This window comes from Levilactobacillus acidifarinae DSM 19394 = JCM 15949 (genome assembly GCF_001434835.1).
Lineage (GTDB): Bacteria > Bacillota > Bacilli > Lactobacillales > Lactobacillaceae > Levilactobacillus > Levilactobacillus acidifarinae.
Genome location: NZ_AZDV01000023.1, coordinates 29,903 through 46,243, shown reverse-complemented (window position 1 = coordinate 46,243; position 16,341 = coordinate 29,903). Strand labels below are relative to the sequence as shown.

Here is a 16,341-nt window from a genome sequence, read left to right as displayed (position 1 = left end):
TAACTAAAGTCTGAACGTTTGTTTAAGTCATATTCTTAACTACTGGTTTCCCCGTCTAATTCTAGGAGTCAAAAATAGACTTCAAGTTAGATAAAGAATCAACTTGAAGTCTACTCGGTAGTAGAAAGGTAGGCGTGATCCCGGAATTTCCGTCTTGTAATCTTAATAATTCTTAATCGCCTCATACACTATATTTTTCCGACTGAACTGACGCAACCATTTTTCATTTATTTAATTTCCGGCTACCGTTTTCAGTATTTCCTTAATTCCTTCATCAACTCGTCCAGTCAACGCTCTAACGATTCTTCTTGAAATCCTCGCATGATCCTGACTAAGCTGACCTCCGAGCTCTAGGTGTAACTTTGTTTATCCATCTCAGAACAATTTTCACGGTGTTACTAAAACCCTATTCAATTCTTGTGAAGTGCCTAAACCCTGAAGCTTTACAGTTGTTTCTCCTAGAGTTCGTTAGAAGGTTTACTTGTTGGTTCTGACGCATCGTACTAAATCTTGAAGCTGTAACTGATGTTGCCTGATACCTGTTGCTTGGTACTGGTGTTCGTACTTCTAAACCAGACTTACGTCAAAACGGAAATCGGCTTTACGAAACTGACACGTTGTATCAACTAGATCAAGTGGTACTTGTTACTTAATTGACCACCCCTGATCCTTTCTACGCCTATAATATACCACGACTTGTAAGCGGTTGCAACTAAAACATTCAAAAAATTATCGCCCGCTAAATTGGCCCCTTTGAACAAAAAAAGTACCGGCACCACCAGGATGTCGGTACTTGGTTCGCATAGCCCATAACCAACGGCCACAAAATTTATAGGTTCTTGTTTGGAGGAAAGGTTCTATAATGCGGACTCGGTCTGATTATAAGTTATCCGTTAAGTAAGGTACTTACTGCTATGCGCTATCTTTAAACGCACACTTTAGTTATACAGCGTATTGTCTTAAATTGCACACTTTTTGCCTGCTTAGTGGTCAATTAGTACCAGGCAGGCTTGTCCCCGTCAGTATTGGGCTTGTTAACCCCCAACGAGTCGTGGACGTGTTGACTAGGATCCTGAACCAATTTAGTAACGACCGCCGCAATACTCTTCCGGGAGACCTCAGTTCCCTTGAAGGGGTCCCCCTTCTGGGTCGTTTCGTAGGCCACCTCGTCGTGGTTCGACAGCCAGGCTGGCCGAATAATGGTGTAATCCAGCGTTGAGCCTTCAATCACCTTAGCAGCTGCCGCATAGGTCTCCAGGTACCCACCATCGAGCATTTGATGGTTCCATTGGCCAAAGGCCCCGGGAACTTCATCGTAAATGCCTAACGTGGAAATCCAAATCAGCCGTTTGACCCCCGCCTGCTTCATCGCGGTCACGACCGCCTGGGCTTGGGCTTCGATGTTGTGGCCCGCTAAGTTGGCGTACACCACGTCCATGTCGTCCATGGCGTGGGCCAGGTCGTTCACGTTAGCGGCGTCGCCGTCGACCACCGTGACCCGGTCACTCGCCGCAGCCGCTAACCGTTGTGCGTTGCGAAGAAACAAAGTCAACTGTGCGTCGGTATCGGCCAGCAACATTGGTGTCGCTAGCTGGGCAATCTTACCGTAAGCCCCAAGAACTAATACGTTTGTCATGAGAACAGAACCCCTTTATCATTGATTTGTTGTCTATACTGTAACTCCTATAATTACATTATGCAACCCAACCGACTTGCCCACAGCCCTAATTTCTTCCCAACATTTATAGAAATTAAGTAAAAAAACCGCCACCTAATTTAATTAGGCAGCGGTTGGGTTGTATCTAAACTAGATTAACATCAGGGTCACGCCATCAATCGGGGTCAAGCTATCGCCCAAGTCCCCGAAGACCAGTTCCTGTTGAAAAACTGGGGCTGCGAGTTCCGTGAGGTTCGTTTTCTCAATCACTAGATGATAACGTCCCCGCTTATCCTTGCTTAGTTCGTAGTTGATGAACTCCTGCTCTGGCGCATAGTCTGCGAAGCGTGCCGCAAAGTGGCCCAGTTGATGGGAAACCACCAGGCGAATTCCGTTTTCATCTCTAAAAATATGCAAAATTGTTCACTCCTATATTCAATAAACTGACTACTGGACGCGCAGATGGCCAAATGGCCCCCGCCGTCGGGACTTCCGATCGGCAGTCGCATTCTCGTCCTGCGGCCAATCACGTGGAAGCTGAGGGGGATTGTCGCCCCTAAAATTTCACCATGTACGTCGATTGTACCATATTTAACTGAGAAATTTGCAGGGGCCCCGAAAAATGACCCGTAATTCACGAAAAACCGCGCCTAGTGCTTGCATCGCCCCCGTAAAAAATGGTCTAATATTAATAATAATTCCGACAATAATTAATCATTAACTGCCGGTTGGAGGGTGACATATATTGGCGAATACCAAGAATAGTCAGGCGGCCAAGATCCGTAAACAGATCATCGCCTGGCTACAAGATGAGGATAAGATTGAAGTGGTGTCTGAACAGCGGTTCCCCGGCATCCGGGGGATTCGGGCCGTGCAATTACGACAGATGTTAGGCGAACAGGGCTACCCGCAAACCGCCGTCATGGGGGCGGTCTCCGCGGCCCCATCCATCGACCACCGGATTCAAAAAGCGGCCCTCAAGCCCCGTGAAGTCTACTACTATTTCGTGGCCGACGCGGACGTCAAACCAGCTAAGGATCACCCAGCGACCGGACCGGTGGCTAAGTCGGCCCGGCCAGCGAGACCCGGCGTTGGTCTGACCGCCACCCCGGCGTTCACCGCCCTCCATACGGCCAACGACCAGTTGGACCAGGCCGTCGACGACCTGTTGACCGCGGCCCAGTCGCAAGCCCCGTTAAGTGACCTGGAGATCGACTTTCTGACGGATCTGGCGACCCAAACGGCGAAACAAAGTGAACTCTTACAAAAGTTCGCCACCCAAGAACGGATTGCCCAATTACGCCATCATTAAAGTTTTTTAACGATTCATAAGGTAATTCCCTTAATAATTATCTTAAATAAAAAAATATTCCGATTTTTCTTGACTTTTTGGCCAGTTGCCTTTACCCTGTTATAAATTACTTTTATGGGGGACGATCATTCATGACTTTACACGAAAATGACCGGGTTTATTGCAAGGAAACGGAACTGTTTTCAACGTCATTTTACGGCTCCATCACCAAGGTTTACGAACACTCTGTCTTGGTTAAGGTGGAACCTGAACAACTGAAGAAAAAAGAAACGGATAAGATTGATTCTTTTGGTGATCTCGTGGTCATCCGCCAAACGGAACTCCAATTGGTGAACGACGCTGGCGAGGCAATCGCCGAACCCGTCGAAGAAAAAATCGAAGCTGCCGAATAATTAGCGCACAAAAGGGTCGAGACATTGCTGTCTCGGCCCTTTTGTTTGACTTTAAGTCGTGATTAGCCTTGAGCTGGCTTCACGTAGGTGGCTAATTTAGCCATTAATTGCGGGAGCTCGTGGGCTAAGACCAGACTCACGTGTTCGTGAATGGCCTCACCCTGTGGCGTAATTTGAAAGACGTGATACCGCCGATCAGTCGGCAAGGTCTCGTCTTGGATGTATCCGCCTTTAAGTAATCGGCTGATTTGAATCGAAATCATGGATTGGCCGACGTGTAACCGTCGAGATAATTCACTGGTGCTGGTCTTTTCGTGAACCAGCTCGTGTAAAATTCGGTATTGTTCAAACGTGACCGCGTCCCCACTGCTCGGTCGTTTGATAAAGGGTCGTAGGATAGAATTCAGTTGGTGAATCCGCTCAATATCCATGGCCATTTCATCTTCTGTCATGCTGCTCTTCCTCCTCATGCCGCTCATTTCCAGGTGACAAACCTCGAAATGGTCGTCGTAAACATTAGTCATCGCGAATCAGCTCAGCCCGCAAATTGCTGATTGACTAAGCTGATACTCTTCGTATTGTAACATAGAACAAATGACTATACTGTAAACAGGTCACGACCGTGTTAAATATTTTATTATTTATGAGTCGTCGGAGGTAACCGCTCTGCCCGATTACCCCAACTAGTCGGGCCCGGTTCATCTAGTGGCCAAGGGCGATTGTGCCGGGCCGCATCAACGACTTTATTCATCTCGGCCGTCGTCAAATTTAACGGTAAATGCCGTTCAACGTACGCCATTAGCAAGGCCTGAACGCGGATCCTAAATTTCTTAAGATCCGGTGGAAGTTGCACATTTGCTAAATAGTGTGAACCGTACAATTTGTCATTATATTCCTTATTCATTTGTTGAACACGTCTTATTTTATCGGCCGTGCGCCACTTCCCAATCAACCGTTCGGCAGAATCTTGAATCAAGATCTCATTAGTGGTCTTGAGCATAATCAGCGACTGACGCACCGCCTGTTTCGAGTTATAGGGGTTGACGGTTTGTAGGTAACGCCCGTTCAACCAGCTATAATGATTCTGCTTATTTTCAATCGGAATCAATTGCAACCGACCTAAGACGTACGATAACGGTCCCCGTCCGCCACTGACGTCCGTATACGCTTGCATATCCAGCCAGGTTACCGGACTGTCCCGTTCAATGCCATCGATCAGCGTTCGTGGTGCGACGTCGGTCCGGACGAAGCCCGCGTACGCGGTCCAAACGATGGTCGTCCCGCGACGCTGCGGGCTACCTCCACAATACTTCAGCAAGATCACGTGATCCCAATCAATCGCTAACTGCTTACTAGGAACCTGATGGGTCACCACGTTAGGCGTTAGTTGCGCTAACACCAGACAATTTCGGGTTTCCACTTGACGGCGAAACTCCGCCGTCAAATTGTTCCAGGCAGGTTGTTGCATGAACTGCCACCCCCTCCCTTCATCGGGTGTACCGGCTCAATCCCTTGAACCTTAAGGACTCCGGTAATTGGCGGCCTTAGCCGTTGCTCTTACCATGGCTACCATGCCATAAATCACGAACATTAGCAAGAAATTAGCTCACCCTATAGATAAACGTCATACCAAACCATTATTGATATTGACGGTGTTTAACCGTGTTTGGCCATAACATTTTAAAGGTAAAAGAATGAATGATAATTAAAATTATATTGAAATCATTCGTAATTCTCGTCAAATTCTTAGACTCGTCACAGTAAAGCGATGGGGTTCGCTTGGTATACTCACTTTATAACCAAGGAGATGATGGATGTGCACCACACGATCGGTGAAATCTTACGAACGATTCGCTACAGTTCTTATCAGGACGACCTTCGGGGGTTAAAACACGATCTGATGATGTTCGACATCCCCGACTGGTATTACCTTAACCTCGAGCACAGTCAGGCCGATCACCTTCCCCCAGAGAAGGAAGACCTGTTATTACGGTTCTTCGCCCTCGATCCCGCTATTCTCCCCCAATTGCGGACGGCACCGGACCTCCAACAAGCGGTCAATGACGCCATGCTGACGCTGCTCGACAAACACGCTTGGCAGTTTCGACGGCTACAGCTCCCCTGGCCCGACAGCGCCCAGGTCGCTCAACACTTTGATAGTCCGCAGAACCCCGACCCCGACGCTAAGTTTCGTTATGCGGATCTGCTGCGGTTCCTGCGGGTCACCATTTTAAAGAAACCCGTGGTCACGTTGGCCGATTATTTCGACCTGCCCCCGCTCATTTATTGGCAGATGGAAACTGCACAGAAGCCGCTGACGGCCGACATGGTCGCGTGGCTCAAGGAAGTTTTGAACACGGACGACCTGCGGCAATACACGCACGCCGACGACCTGATGACGGCGGTTGATCAAGCCCACGACGGCGGGTTCGTGATGGACCTCTAGCCAAACAAAAACGCCAATCATCACCATTTTTTAATACGGTGATGTTTGGCGTTTTTTAGTTAATCTGACCAAGATAATCGGCGTTTCAGTGCGTAGGTCCCGGTTAGTGTGGCCAAAAATAAGCAGCCACCCGTAAGTTCCCATAACTTATTCGCCGGTTGTTCACCGGTCTGTGGGAGCCGCTTAACTGGCGTTGCTGCCTGGTGGACCGGATACTTTCCGAGAACGACTACACCTTTAGCTGGCGTAGTCGTTCGAGCTTTGGTTGCTTGTGGGGCCTCGTCCCGAACGGCCGCCCGAGTCGAGACGACTTTCCGTGGGGTCACTTGACGAGCGGTTGGCGTTGCCGTCTTCGTCGCAGTCGCCCGCGGCTGTTCGGCTGTGGCCGCCCGTTGCGACTTAGTCGGCGTTACGGTTGATTTAGCAGGTCGTTGTCGTTGATAGACGAGTTTGACCGTCACGGGTGTGGTTGAAAAGTCCCCCTTGGCGGCCCCGGACGTCTTCACTAACAGATAACCGTCGCGTTTTAATAGTGGTACCTGATAGTGGTCACCCACCGGTCCCGTCAAAACTTTCTTCGGGGCTAACGTTTCTCCCGTTGGTGTCAGATAGTAGACGGTAACGGTCCCCGTCTGCGTCTCTGGCGACCGCTCTGGTACCGTAGCGGTCGCCGTGGTTTGAAGACTCGTCGTCCCCGTTGGTGTTGGGTCACTGGCCGCCTGAGCGGTCGTGGTCAGACCGCCGCTCCCCACGACGATCCCCGCCAACACCGTTAATTTAATCCAATTTTGTGTTGTCATGATGCACACCCCCATGAGCATCTTTAATGGTTCTATTCCTGAATCTACCCTAATACTAACATCTGTGAGATTAAGAGAACTGGTTCAGCGGGTGAAGGGGTTGAGAAACGACGGTTAGTTTATTAAGAGGCACCTTTAGTCGATCAGGTCGAATCCTTCTGCTCCGTTAATCAGCCCTACGCTACAGGATAATTTTAGATATAGTAAAAGCCCGGTCACCCAGGCTTTTACTATCATACTCTTTAGTTATGAACGATTAACCCACATAGTTTTGGTTCGCATTCGTGGTCGTCGTTGCTGGCGTATCTACAGGGGAGGTCCCAGTTCCTTGGGTAGCCGTGTAGAAAGCCTTAGCGTTCGTCTTCGTGCTGTAGTTACCAGCTAAGGCACTGTTGAACGTGTACTTCATGTAAACGGTGTTAGAACCGTCTTTGTAGCTAGGCGTGTACAACGTGTTCAGATTATTGCTCGTCAGGTAAGCTTGCACGTCATTAGCCGCATAAGCCGCTCCATCAGCTCCCGTGAACATGGTTGTTAAGTTAGGAAAGACCACCGTTGTTGCTGTTGCAGTCCCAGACTTGTAAGCCGTTAATGGCGTGCCCTTTTGGGACAAGTCACTCGTTACGCTGTAGAAGCTAATCTTCGTATCAGCGTTGGCGTTCTTGGTTACATATAACGTAATCGTGTCGCCAGACTTAGCAGCGGATAAGGCTGAAACGTTAACGGAGTCACTTGCCTTGTAGGTGTAGCCAGTCTCGTTTAACAAGGAAGCACCCCAGGCGTTAGTTGCTTGTTTAGCCGCATCAGTCCCAACGGCAGTACCCGTCGCCGTTGCAACGGTCGTCTTACCATTTTCGTTCAACTTAGATAAAGTCGTTGCCTTAACTAACGTCCCATCAGTCGTCTTGAAATCAACCTTAACGTCAGATTTAGCATCGAAAGTATCTTGCGTTGCCGTAACGGCGCCACTGTAAATCCAACCGTTAATGGATGGATTCTTAGCGTCCTCTACGTAATAGTACAAGGAACCTTCACGGGTCTTAGTAGCAGCCTTGGTGATGGTCAAAGTGTCCTTAGCAAAGGGGGTGGTATCCTTCACTTGCTTGGAAGCCTTGTATTGGGTGTACTTAGGCGCGTTCCACGTCACGTTAGCCTTACCTGGCTTGGTAAAGTAAACAGTCGTGCTAGCTGGCTTGTTAGCGTCCGTCATGGTGTTGGCAGACTTGATCCCGCCAGCAAAGGTAGAAGCGCTCTTCCCGCCGTAGATGTAACCACGGTACTTGCCGTTCATGGTAACGACCTTGTAGTACACGGAACCCTTGTTAGTCGTAGCGACAGCATAAGCGCGGAAATAGTCAGCAGACTTCTTGGAATTGGCTAATTTTTTCATCGTCGCCTTGGAAGCAACGACCTTAGCCCCCTTAACCGTCCCCGGCTTGGAGTAGATTGCGTTAGTCCCTACTGACTCAACATTTCGAGTTTCACCGGCAGTCTTTAAGGCCTTAGTCGAAGTAACCTTAGCGTAGCTCTTAGCACTAGCAGTCGTTGATACCGAAGCAACGGCACCTAAACTCAGCGCAGCTAAACCAAGGTACAACGTCTTAGTTAAACGTGATTGCATGATGTATTTTCTCCTCTGAAATTGTAAATTTATTGAACGGTCTTTAGTATAGCAGAGTTAGCTAGTAGGTTAGCAAAAAAATTAATAATAATTAATTAACAGCTACGTCATCTAAAAAGGACCAACTCATCTCTGAGTTAGTCCCTTTAAAAGTTAGCTATATAACTATAGCAACGAATTACTTAGCGTAGTTCCCGTTAGTAGGGTCTGACACATTAGTTTTAGCTGCAGAACCTGCAACTAACTTTTCTTGTGTTAAACCAACCTTGATGCTATCACCATATTTTGCATTAGCATTAGCAGCTTTGGTAGAGTCCTTAGCAATGCTATAAACTACGTGGTAAGTTTCACCCTTTTTAACCGTAACCATCTTGCCAGTAGCGTCAACCGCGTTAGCAATATCAGACGTAGCTACCTTGTCAGTAGAGGCAATAGTTACATCTTTAAACATAGCAGTAAGATTATCAATATTGAAGACCGCAGTAGCGTCGCCTTGTAAGGCTGCTTCTTGCTTGCTTGTAGCAATCGCCGGGTATACACCGCCAGCAAAGTTAGCGGCTGTCATAGCAGCCCCACCAGTGATACCGTTAGCATTAGTAGTATCGTAGAAGGAAAGCTTAGACGTTGCTTGCTTATTAATATTAATAACAATGGTAGTCCCATAATTAATAGTAGTGGATGCTGGATCAGAGCCATTGTTAGTAGCAGATGCAACATACCCTGTAGGGACGGACTTGGCAACGAAGTCCTTTAAGCCCACTTTAGAAGAGTTTTCATCCGTAGCCTTAACAGCCACAGCAGCACCATTAGCTGCAGCCTTAGCATGAGGATTTACCCATGAAACAGTAGATACAGTTGAACCATCAGCAGCTTGGTACTTAATTGTTACACTGTTATGAGCCGTAGCTGCAGTACTGTTAGTAGACGTCCCACTAGCGAGGACCCATCCCTTGATGGTAGGCGTTTTAGCATTTTGAACATAATAGTAAAGTGCACCACCGCGCGTTCCCGTTTTAGCAGCCAAAATAGTCCAAGCATCAACGCTCGTCGTGTTTTGCAAGTTGATCTTAGTTGCTTTATATTGGGTATACTTTGGTGAAGTCCAAAGTGCATCTTTATTGGTATCCGCTAAATAAACGATCTTGTTTAGTGGCATCGGGGCATCGATTAACGTGTTAACAGACTTGATACCACCTTCAAAAGCGGTCGCAACCGTACCACCGTAAACATAGCCGCGATATTTACCATCCATCGTCACAACACGGTAGTAAACAGAACCACGGTTAGTAGTTTTAACACCGTAAGCACGGAAGTAATCAGAGGGCTTTTGAGATGATGCCAATTTAGCCATAGTAGCCTTAGAAGCAACAACTTTAGCACCCTTAACCGTTCCTGGCTTGGTATAAAGTGCGTTAGTTCCCGTAGATTCAACGTTACGAGTGGTAGCATCTGTCTTCAAGGCCTGATATGCGCCTGCCGTAGCATATGATTTTGCGGATGCAGATGTAGCAGATAATGACGCTGCGCCTAAACTAATTGCAGCTAAACTTAAATACAATGTTTTCTTCAAACGAGATTGCATTTTATTTCTCCCCTAAGTAAATTAGATTTTGTTACGGGACAAGTATACCAAGAGTCGCCATCTTTCAAAAGAGTTTCCTAGATAATGGGTCAAATCTAGTATAAAATTCTAAATAAAATGTCGTTTCAAGCCCATTAATACGCGTTCTTGATAAATATGTCGTAAATCCCTAGTATGACGTTAAAGGGAAATAAGCCACTTTATATAGCAAGAGAATATTAATACGAATATAGATTATCCTTAATTTATGGTTCTATGATATTTGGTGTTGATGGATGAAATCCATCAACACCATTTTTCTGTACAACAAAAGGGCATACCGCCCTTGTGCTACAATCAAGTCGACCAAAACCAATTGAAAGCGAGTGTTCGGTATGTCCCAAGACCAGTCTACTAGAGTTTTACTTCAAATAAAAGATGAAAACATCAAAAACTTAAGCACTAAAGTCTTATCAGATGGTGTTATGCGAGTAATGGGCGAATTGACTTACGATTCTATCCTTTGCCCACGTTGTGGCAAAGATACGATGAACCATAATGGCCATAAGACCGTCGTAGTCCGGTTACCACGAATTAGCGAACGTACAAACCCTACTTGTGCTTAAAAAGCAGCGATTTCGTTGTCAAAACTGTGGTAAGACGCTTTTAGCTCAGACGCCATTGATCTAACCCTAACCGAAGACCGTACGATGAGTAGTATTACGACGCAATACAACGTCTCTACTAACACGGTATGTCGGCGTTTAACTCTACTAGGCAAAGAAATTCAGCCTGCCTACAATGGTTTACCAAGACAACTGTGCATCGATGAATTTCGATCGACGGGTAATCAAATGAGCTTCATTGCGATTAATGCGAAAACTCATGACATCGTTACCATCCTTCCAGGTCGTAAGAACGCCGATATTAAGCACTTTTTCAGGAGTCATTACTCGAATAAAAATCGAAAGCACGTTAAGTCCGTTGTCATGGACTTTAATTCGCAATATGAATCGGCTATTAGGACGCTTTTCCCTAACGCTAAGCTAGTTGCGGATAACTTTCATCTGGTCCAAATGACGCTTAGGTCCTTAAACCAGACGCGAGTTCAGCTGATGAAACAGTTCAAACCCGACACACGTGAATACCGAATTTTAAAGTTCTACTGGCGTTTCTATCTAAAGAGCTATGACAGTCTAGAAGCCACAAAAGTATGGTGGTTCTCACACTTAAAGGACCGCCAGACTCAAGAACAACACAACTGGTCCAGGAGGGACTGGGTCTTAGCGAACAATTTATGCATACTTACTTTTCGACACACCAGCTCGTTAAAGCCTTTCAAGACCGCGACTATACTGGATTTCTTAAAGCCCTCGGTAGAGTTGAGAACGTAAGTCCTCAACTCATGACAACCGTAAAAACTTTTATTCATCGAAAACGAATCATCAAAAATATGACCCATGGAACTCTCTCAAACGGCCCAATAGAAGGTATCAACCGTAAGATCAAACAAATTAAACGAACAGCTTACGGTTACAAAAACTGGAAACATTTCATCTATCGAATCCGTATTGAATTTCTAATCAACGTCGAAAAAAAGAATCCAATTCGTAAATGAATTGGATTCTCATATTAGTCTTCATCAACACCGGTTGACAAAGAGCCTAACTTATTTCATAAAAAAGCTCAATCCCGTAGGATTGAGCTTTTTCGCAGAACTTAGGCATCAATAATCAAAGATTACTTAGCGTAGTTGCTGTTAGTTGGGTCGGAAACACTAGTGTTAGTTGCAGAACCTGCAACAATGCTGGTAACCTTCAAACCAACCTTGATGTTGTCACCATACTTAGCGTTCGTGTTAGCAGCCTTAGTAGAAGTAGTATCTAATTCGTATACTTCATGGTAGACAGTACCAGCCTTGATAGTAGTACCATCAGAAGCCTTTACATCGGTAGTAGAAGTCTTGTCTGCAGAGTTGAAGGCAACACCCTTGAACATAGTAGCAAGGTTGTCAGTATTGAAGGCAACAGTAGAGTCACCCTGTAAAGCAGCTTGTTGTGCACTAGCAGTAACAGCTGGGTATACACCACCAACAAAGTTAGCAGCAGTCATGGCAGTCCCACCAGTGATACCATTGGAGTTAGTAGTATCAAAGAAGGAAAGCGTAGAAGTAGCTTGCTTGTTAACGTTGATAACAACCGTAGTACCGTACTTAACACCAGTTAAGTCGTTATTGATGGAAGAAGCAACGTAGCCAGTAGGTGCAGCGCTCTTAACAAAGTCAGCTAATTTAGCATTTGAACTGTTTACATCAGTATCCGCAACAGCTTGGCCAGCGTTAGCAGTCGTAGCCTTTGGATTTACCCATGAAGCAGTAGATACAGTTGAACCATCAGCAGCTTGGTACTTGATAGTTACACTGTTGTAAGCAGTAGCTGCAGTACTGTTAGTGGAAGTACCACCAGCGTAAATCCAGCCCTTGATAGTAGGAGTCGTGGCGTTTTGTACGTAGTAGTACAATGAACCTTCACGAGTCTTAGTCTTAGCAGCAAGAACAGTCCAAGCGTCAGTGCTCGTAGTGTTTTGCAGGTTTACCTTGGAAGCCTTGTATTGAGTGTACTTAGGCGAAGTCCAAAGAGTGTTCTTGTTAGTGTTCGTCAAGTAAACAGTCTTGTTTACAGGCATAGTTGCGTCAGTTAACGTGTTAGCTAACTTGATCCCACCAGCAAAGGCAGTGTCAGAGTTACCACCGTAAACATAACCACGATACTTGCCATCCATCGTTACAACACGGTAGTAAACGGAACCACGGTTAGTAGTCTTAACACCGTAAGCACGGAAGTAGTTAGCGGACTTCTTAGAAGTAGCTAATTCAGCCATAGTAGCCTTAGAAGCAACAACCTTAGCACCCTTAACAGTACCTGGCTTAGTGTAAAGTGCGTTAGTACCAGTAGCTTCAACGTTACGAGTAGTAGCGTCGGTCTTCAGGGCAGTATATGCACCTGCGGTTGCATAGGACTTAGCTGAAGCAGTGGTTGAGACCGTAGCAACGGCACCAAAGCTTAATGCAGCAAGGCCCAAGTAAAGAGATTTCTTTAAACTTGATTGCATAATCTTTTTTCCTCCAAACATATTGTATGTAATTTATCAAGCAGGAATAGTATATCATGATATTAGTGATTTTGTTAAGAATTTTATTCTTTAATCAATAAACCACGACTTCTACTCCTCAACTACAAGTTCGATTATAGCGATTTCACGCTCTATAAACAAGGAAATTGCTTTCTTTGTCGTTCGAATGAAATATTTTTATGGGTTTTGTAATATTACTGTTACTTATAACGAATTCATTACTATTATGTTGCATTCTATTTTTTAGTTAAATTTAATTCACCATTAAGGTTAAGTTAGTCGCTTGCATTTCCGTCTCAGAGGTTCTAAACTACGTGTATCAAATGAAAGGGGGTGATGCTTTTTGGCAACGCAATGTAGCCTTAAAGTGATCGCTTCCGCGGAGAACGGAAACGACTAATCTCTTTAAGGGATGACCGGCGAAATGATCTCGCCGGTCTTTTATTTTGCCTTCAACGCCCCTCCTTCACCGTTGTGCCCCGTGTTTCACGAGAACCTCTTAGCGAGTAACTGCCAGCCCTAGGCGTTGCTTTTGCCATTACCCTTACTAGCCAACAAAAAGTTAAAGCATCCCTAATATAATCCTTTAAATCGTTGTAACTCCTGAGGGGACCGGCTATACTTCAAGGTGGAGGTGAGAGAGATGCTCACGATTTATGTTGATCCTAAGCAACAAGATCAAACCGTTCAGTTGTCCGATCAAGACCGTGGTTACTTAACCGTTTCTAAGCAAGCCAACACGGCACGTTATACCTTCTACTTTGTTGGTCACCAGCACCCGAGCTTCTGGCGCGACGGGAAGTTAACCGACGGGGCCGAGGAGACTGTCCGCACGATTGACGGCGTCCAGCAATACCGCATCGCCTTTCGTTGATGGTTTGATCTGTCAGGGTATGTGTTCTTCACATCGTTTGAGATATCAGGCCACCAGCGACCACCAAAAACCACGTTCACCCGTTTTACGGTTGAACGTGGTTTTTGGTTGGGGGAAATCCTGCACTGTCACGGGGATGTGGACTGATTGGAAAGAAGTTTTGAATAAATCTTTTCCTATTAATTAGGATTCGTCACGTTGCGGTCGGTTCTGCCACTCACCCAACCCCCGACTCTCCCTATCCCCCGCCCCGGCGATATGATAGAATGGCCTTAACGAAAAGAACAATTCATGTATTGACTATTTACGTGAAAATTCTTCATTTTAGCCAAGGAGGTGGCCGGGCATGCTACCGTTTGCCTATCGTGTCTTTCAAGCCATCATTCAAGAACACACTTTTTACCGGGCGGCCCAGATTCTAAACGTCACGCCGTCCGCCATTAGTCACTCGGTCAACCAGTTAGAAAAGGAACTCGGCTTCAGCCTGTTCATTCGTAACCGATCGGGCGTCGAACTGACCCCCGACGGCAAGTCCGTCCAACCCCTGATTCAGGCGATCATCAACTCCGAAGAGCGTCTCGAACAGGCCGCCGCCAATATCAAGGGGCTTAACGCCGGCTCCGTCCGGCTCGGTGCCTTTTCGTCCGTGTGTATCAACTGGCTGCCGCCTATCATCCAAAACTTCAAGCAGGATTACCCGGATATCGCCATCAACGTTGAACAAGCCGACTTTACCGAGATTGCGGCGGCCGTTAAGACCGGGCGTCTCGACCTAGGCTTCTCCGCACTACCGGTCAACGAGAAGTTAACGGTGCTCCCGTTAATTAAGGATGAAATCTACTGCATCACCCCGACGGACTTCATCCCCGCCAACCGGACCACGGTGACCGCGGCCGACCTGGTCAAGCAGAATTTCATCCTGCAACGGGGGGACTACGACAAGGACACCAAGGCCGCGCTGGACCACTATCAAATCCAGCCCAACGCCCTACGTTTCTCCATCGACGACCAGTCCATCCTAGCCATGGTTGAGGCCGGCATGGGCATGGGGATCTTGCCAGAACTGGCACTCGAACGCATCAGCGGCGACGTCAACGTTTACCCGTTCGACACCCGCTTCTACCGTACCATCTGCTTGGTAGTCAACAGTGCGCAGGCCAAGGCCCCGTCGACCGCCAAGATGATCGACGCCATCACCACCTACGTCACCACCAAGTATCCCGCCAAGGTGCTCCAACACCCGGGTGCCGTTTAACTCGAAACGAAAAACGCAGGCCCCCGAACAGGGACCTGCGTTTTTGATTGATCACCCGGTGGTTTCAGTGACTGGTTAGGCGGCGCCTCCCGGCAGCGGCGTCTTCGTGGTTTCCACCACGGTCGCACTCACCGGTGTGGCGTAAAGTTCGACGTCCTGCTTCACGAACAACTTGCTGGCCGCCATCTTGAGCATCACGGCTTCTGCTTCTTCCGCCGTCAGGTCGGCGTTCACGTACTTCAACCGCAAGTTCTTGATCCGGTGGTCCGTGCCTTTAAAGCTTAATTCTAAAGTTTTCATCGTTTAAATTCCTCCTCTTAGCGCGTTAGGCCACAGCGTTTTGCGTTGTCACGTTCGCCCGGATGAAAGGTAACCCCGTCAAACTGGCTAAGTAGCCCCCAAACGCTTCAATCTGTTCGGGCTCTGGTGCGGTGACCCCGTTATTCAAAACGATGCGTACGGGGTGCGCGGCATCGGTCCCCATCAGAAAAGTGATTGACGTCTTTAACCAAGTCTTAGTCATAAGTTGAAACTCCTCTCAAAGTTGTGGTGGTGTAAGTGAGCTGGCCAACCCTTACACTCTTACTAACGAAATGGCGACCGAATTTATCACCCCTTAGGGCCACATTAGCCAAAAATTATTTTGCCGCAGCCGTTTGATCAGCGTTCGCCGCCAACGATACACAGTTTGTCGGCTGACGCCACACTGCCGCGCAATCTCGGCCGGAGTTAGCTGATTAACTACCGTCCCGCTCAGGTAGGTCCATTCCCCCAAAGTGCCTTGTGCGTGGATGGCCTGCAAAAGACGTTCCTGAGAAAGGCGCCCCTCCACGTCGGTTTGGGGCAGTCGCGCCGCGGGTAATTCCGCTAATAACGTCTCGTGATCGCCTTCGGCCAGGTATTGTGCCCGGCGTCGCTCCTTGCGCAAGTGATCGAGTAAGGTCCAGTAAATTTTCTGTTGGGCGTACGCCAGAAACTGATGCGGTTTTTCCAACGGATTATCTGGAAACCGTTGGTAAACCTTGAGAAATAGGAGTCGGCTTTCTTGTAGGTAATCGTCATAGTCGGCGTGGATCGGCGACAAATGCAGTCGTTTCAACGCCGCATGGAGAATGCGCTCGTGGTCACCCGTGAATAAGAAATTAAATGCTTCTTCTTGATCTCTCAATAGAAAAAATCCTCATTTCCAGTTAAATTTTGTTCTCCGGAGAACAGAATCTAGCATACCGGGTCGGTCTAGACCCGTCTAACCCCTAATTTACGCGGCATTCCCCCTAATTAGGCGCTACCA

The 16,341-nt window shown here is 47.2% G+C and carries 16 protein-coding genes and 1 pseudogene; 6 read left to right on the top strand and 11 right to left on the bottom strand.

The genetic code is table 11. The annotated features are described in order from the left end of the window. Positions 1 to 994: 994 nt before the first annotated feature. Both FD25_RS07015 and FD25_RS07010 read right to left on the bottom strand, forming a co-directional pair. A complete protein-coding gene (locus FD25_RS07015; RefSeq protein WP_057802942.1) occupies positions 995 to 1,636 on the bottom strand; it encodes an SDR family oxidoreductase in 642 nt (213 codons plus the stop codon). A 171-nt stretch (positions 1,637 to 1,807) separates the two neighbouring features. After that, entirely contained in the window at positions 1,808 to 2,074 is a 267-nt protein-coding gene (locus tag FD25_RS07010; protein WP_057802941.1) for a hypothetical protein, read from the bottom strand. A 328-nt stretch (positions 2,075 to 2,402) separates the two neighbouring features. Here FD25_RS07010 and FD25_RS07005 point away from each other — a divergent pair, with 328 nt between their 5' ends. Both FD25_RS07005 and FD25_RS07000 read left to right on the top strand, forming a co-directional pair. After that, positions 2,403 to 2,969 carry a hypothetical protein gene (locus FD25_RS07005; RefSeq protein ID WP_057802940.1) on the top strand — a complete coding sequence of 189 codons (567 nt, stop codon included), beginning with the start codon at positions 2,403 to 2,405 and terminating at the stop codon, positions 2,967 to 2,969. A 131-nt stretch (positions 2,970 to 3,100) separates the two neighbouring features. Further along, entirely contained in the window at positions 3,101 to 3,361 is a 261-nt protein-coding gene (locus FD25_RS07000) for a hypothetical protein (RefSeq protein ID WP_057802939.1), read from the top strand. Between the two features lie 62 nt (positions 3,362 to 3,423). Here FD25_RS07000 and FD25_RS06995 read toward each other — a convergent pair whose 3' ends face one another. Then, entirely contained in the window at positions 3,424 to 3,813 is a 390-nt protein-coding gene (locus tag FD25_RS06995; protein ID WP_057733498.1) for a MarR family winged helix-turn-helix transcriptional regulator, read from the bottom strand. A gap of 185 nt (positions 3,814 to 3,998) precedes the next feature. Then, positions 3,999 to 4,829 carry a hypothetical protein gene (locus FD25_RS06990; protein ID WP_057802938.1) on the bottom strand — a complete coding sequence of 277 codons (831 nt, stop codon included), beginning with the start codon at positions 4,827 to 4,829 and terminating at the stop codon, positions 3,999 to 4,001. A gap of 348 nt (positions 4,830 to 5,177) precedes the next feature. Here FD25_RS06990 and FD25_RS06985 point away from each other — a divergent pair, with 348 nt between their 5' ends. Then, positions 5,178 to 5,807, top strand: a complete 630-nt coding sequence (locus FD25_RS06985) for a hypothetical protein (RefSeq protein WP_057802937.1) — start codon at positions 5,178 to 5,180, stop codon at positions 5,805 to 5,807. A gap of 59 nt (positions 5,808 to 5,866) precedes the next feature. Here FD25_RS06985 and FD25_RS06980 read toward each other — a convergent pair whose 3' ends face one another. The 3 genes from FD25_RS06980 to FD25_RS06970 form a co-directional block, all read right to left on the bottom strand. Next, positions 5,867 to 6,607, bottom strand: a complete 741-nt coding sequence (locus FD25_RS06980; protein ID WP_057802936.1) for a MucBP domain-containing protein — start codon at positions 6,605 to 6,607, stop codon at positions 5,867 to 5,869. A gap of 256 nt (positions 6,608 to 6,863) precedes the next feature. Then, positions 6,864 to 8,228: a hypothetical protein gene (locus tag FD25_RS14450; protein WP_057802935.1), complete on the bottom strand. Its 1,365-nt coding sequence runs from the start codon at positions 8,226 to 8,228 to the stop codon at positions 6,864 to 6,866. 178 nt (positions 8,229 to 8,406) lie between these two features. Continuing rightward, positions 8,407 to 9,810 (bottom strand): hypothetical protein, encoded by a 1,404-nt coding sequence (locus FD25_RS06970; RefSeq protein WP_057802934.1) that lies wholly within the window; start codon positions 9,808 to 9,810, stop codon positions 8,407 to 8,409. Positions 9,811 to 10,184: 374 nt separating this feature from the next. Here FD25_RS06970 and FD25_RS06965 point away from each other — a divergent pair. Continuing rightward, positions 10,185 to 11,407 (top strand): annotated as a pseudogene (locus tag FD25_RS06965) (ISL3 family transposase). Between the two features lie 122 nt (positions 11,408 to 11,529). On the opposite strand, the gene FD25_RS06960 reads toward FD25_RS06965, so the two are convergent. After that, the gene (locus FD25_RS06960; protein WP_057802933.1) at positions 11,530 to 12,900 is read right to left on the bottom strand and encodes a hypothetical protein; all 1,371 of its coding nucleotides are present in this window, start codon (positions 12,898 to 12,900) and stop codon (positions 11,530 to 11,532) included. A 664-nt stretch (positions 12,901 to 13,564) separates the two neighbouring features. Here FD25_RS06960 and FD25_RS06955 point away from each other — a divergent pair. Next, positions 13,565 to 13,795 carry a hypothetical protein gene (locus FD25_RS06955; RefSeq protein WP_057802932.1) on the top strand — a complete coding sequence of 77 codons (231 nt, stop codon included), beginning with the start codon at positions 13,565 to 13,567 and terminating at the stop codon, positions 13,793 to 13,795. 346 nt (positions 13,796 to 14,141) lie between these two features. After that, positions 14,142 to 15,050 carry a LysR family transcriptional regulator gene (locus FD25_RS06950; protein ID WP_057802931.1) on the top strand — a complete coding sequence of 303 codons (909 nt, stop codon included), beginning with the start codon at positions 14,142 to 14,144 and terminating at the stop codon, positions 15,048 to 15,050. Positions 15,051 to 15,125: 75 nt separating this feature from the next. On the opposite strand, the gene FD25_RS06945 is transcribed toward FD25_RS06950, so the two are convergent. The 3 genes from FD25_RS06945 to FD25_RS06935 form a co-directional block, all read right to left on the bottom strand. Then, entirely contained in the window at positions 15,126 to 15,350 is a 225-nt protein-coding gene (locus FD25_RS06945; protein ID WP_057802930.1) for a DUF2922 domain-containing protein, read from the bottom strand. Between the two features lie 25 nt (positions 15,351 to 15,375). Then, positions 15,376 to 15,573, bottom strand: a complete 198-nt coding sequence (locus tag FD25_RS06940; protein ID WP_057802929.1) for a hypothetical protein — start codon at positions 15,571 to 15,573, stop codon at positions 15,376 to 15,378. 93 nt (positions 15,574 to 15,666) lie between these two features. Then, positions 15,667 to 16,218: an RNA polymerase sigma factor gene (locus FD25_RS06935; protein WP_057802928.1), complete on the bottom strand. Its 552-nt coding sequence runs from the start codon at positions 16,216 to 16,218 to the stop codon at positions 15,667 to 15,669. Positions 16,219 to 16,341: the final 123 nt, after the last annotated feature.

What these genes read in the sequence shown, in the direction of transcription:
- FD25_RS06945 (WP_057802930.1), bottom strand. Translation starts at nt 15,350, where the DNA reads ATGAAAACTTTAGAATTAAGCTTTAAAGGCACGGACCACCGGATCAAG.
- FD25_RS06955 (WP_057802932.1), top strand. Translation starts at nt 13,565, where the DNA reads ATGCTCACGATTTATGTTGATCCTAAGCAACAAGATCAAACCGTTCAG.
- FD25_RS06980 (WP_057802936.1), bottom strand. Translation starts at nt 6,607, where the DNA reads ATGACAACACAAAATTGGATTAAATTAACGGTGTTGGCGGGGATCGTC.
- FD25_RS07000 (WP_057802939.1), top strand. Translation starts at nt 3,101, where the DNA reads ATGACTTTACACGAAAATGACCGGGTTTATTGCAAGGAAACGGAACTG.
- FD25_RS06990 (WP_057802938.1), bottom strand. Translation starts at nt 4,829, where the DNA reads ATGCAACAACCTGCCTGGAACAATTTGACGGCGGAGTTTCGCCGTCAA.
- FD25_RS06950 (WP_057802931.1), top strand. Translation starts at nt 14,142, where the DNA reads ATGCTACCGTTTGCCTATCGTGTCTTTCAAGCCATCATTCAAGAACAC.
- FD25_RS06940 (WP_057802929.1), bottom strand. Translation starts at nt 15,573, where the DNA reads ATGACTAAGACTTGGTTAAAGACGTCAATCACTTTTCTGATGGGGACC.
- FD25_RS07015 (WP_057802942.1), bottom strand. Translation starts at nt 1,636, where the DNA reads ATGACAAACGTATTAGTTCTTGGGGCTTACGGTAAGATTGCCCAGCTA.
- FD25_RS06970 (WP_057802934.1), bottom strand. Translation starts at nt 9,810, where the DNA reads ATGCAATCTCGTTTGAAGAAAACATTGTATTTAAGTTTAGCTGCAATT.
- FD25_RS14450 (WP_057802935.1), bottom strand. Translation starts at nt 8,228, where the DNA reads ATGCAATCACGTTTAACTAAGACGTTGTACCTTGGTTTAGCTGCGCTG.
- FD25_RS06960 (WP_057802933.1), bottom strand. Translation starts at nt 12,900, where the DNA reads ATGCAATCAAGTTTAAAGAAATCTCTTTACTTGGGCCTTGCTGCATTA.
- FD25_RS06995 (WP_057733498.1), bottom strand. Translation starts at nt 3,813, where the DNA reads ATGACAGAAGATGAAATGGCCATGGATATTGAGCGGATTCACCAACTG.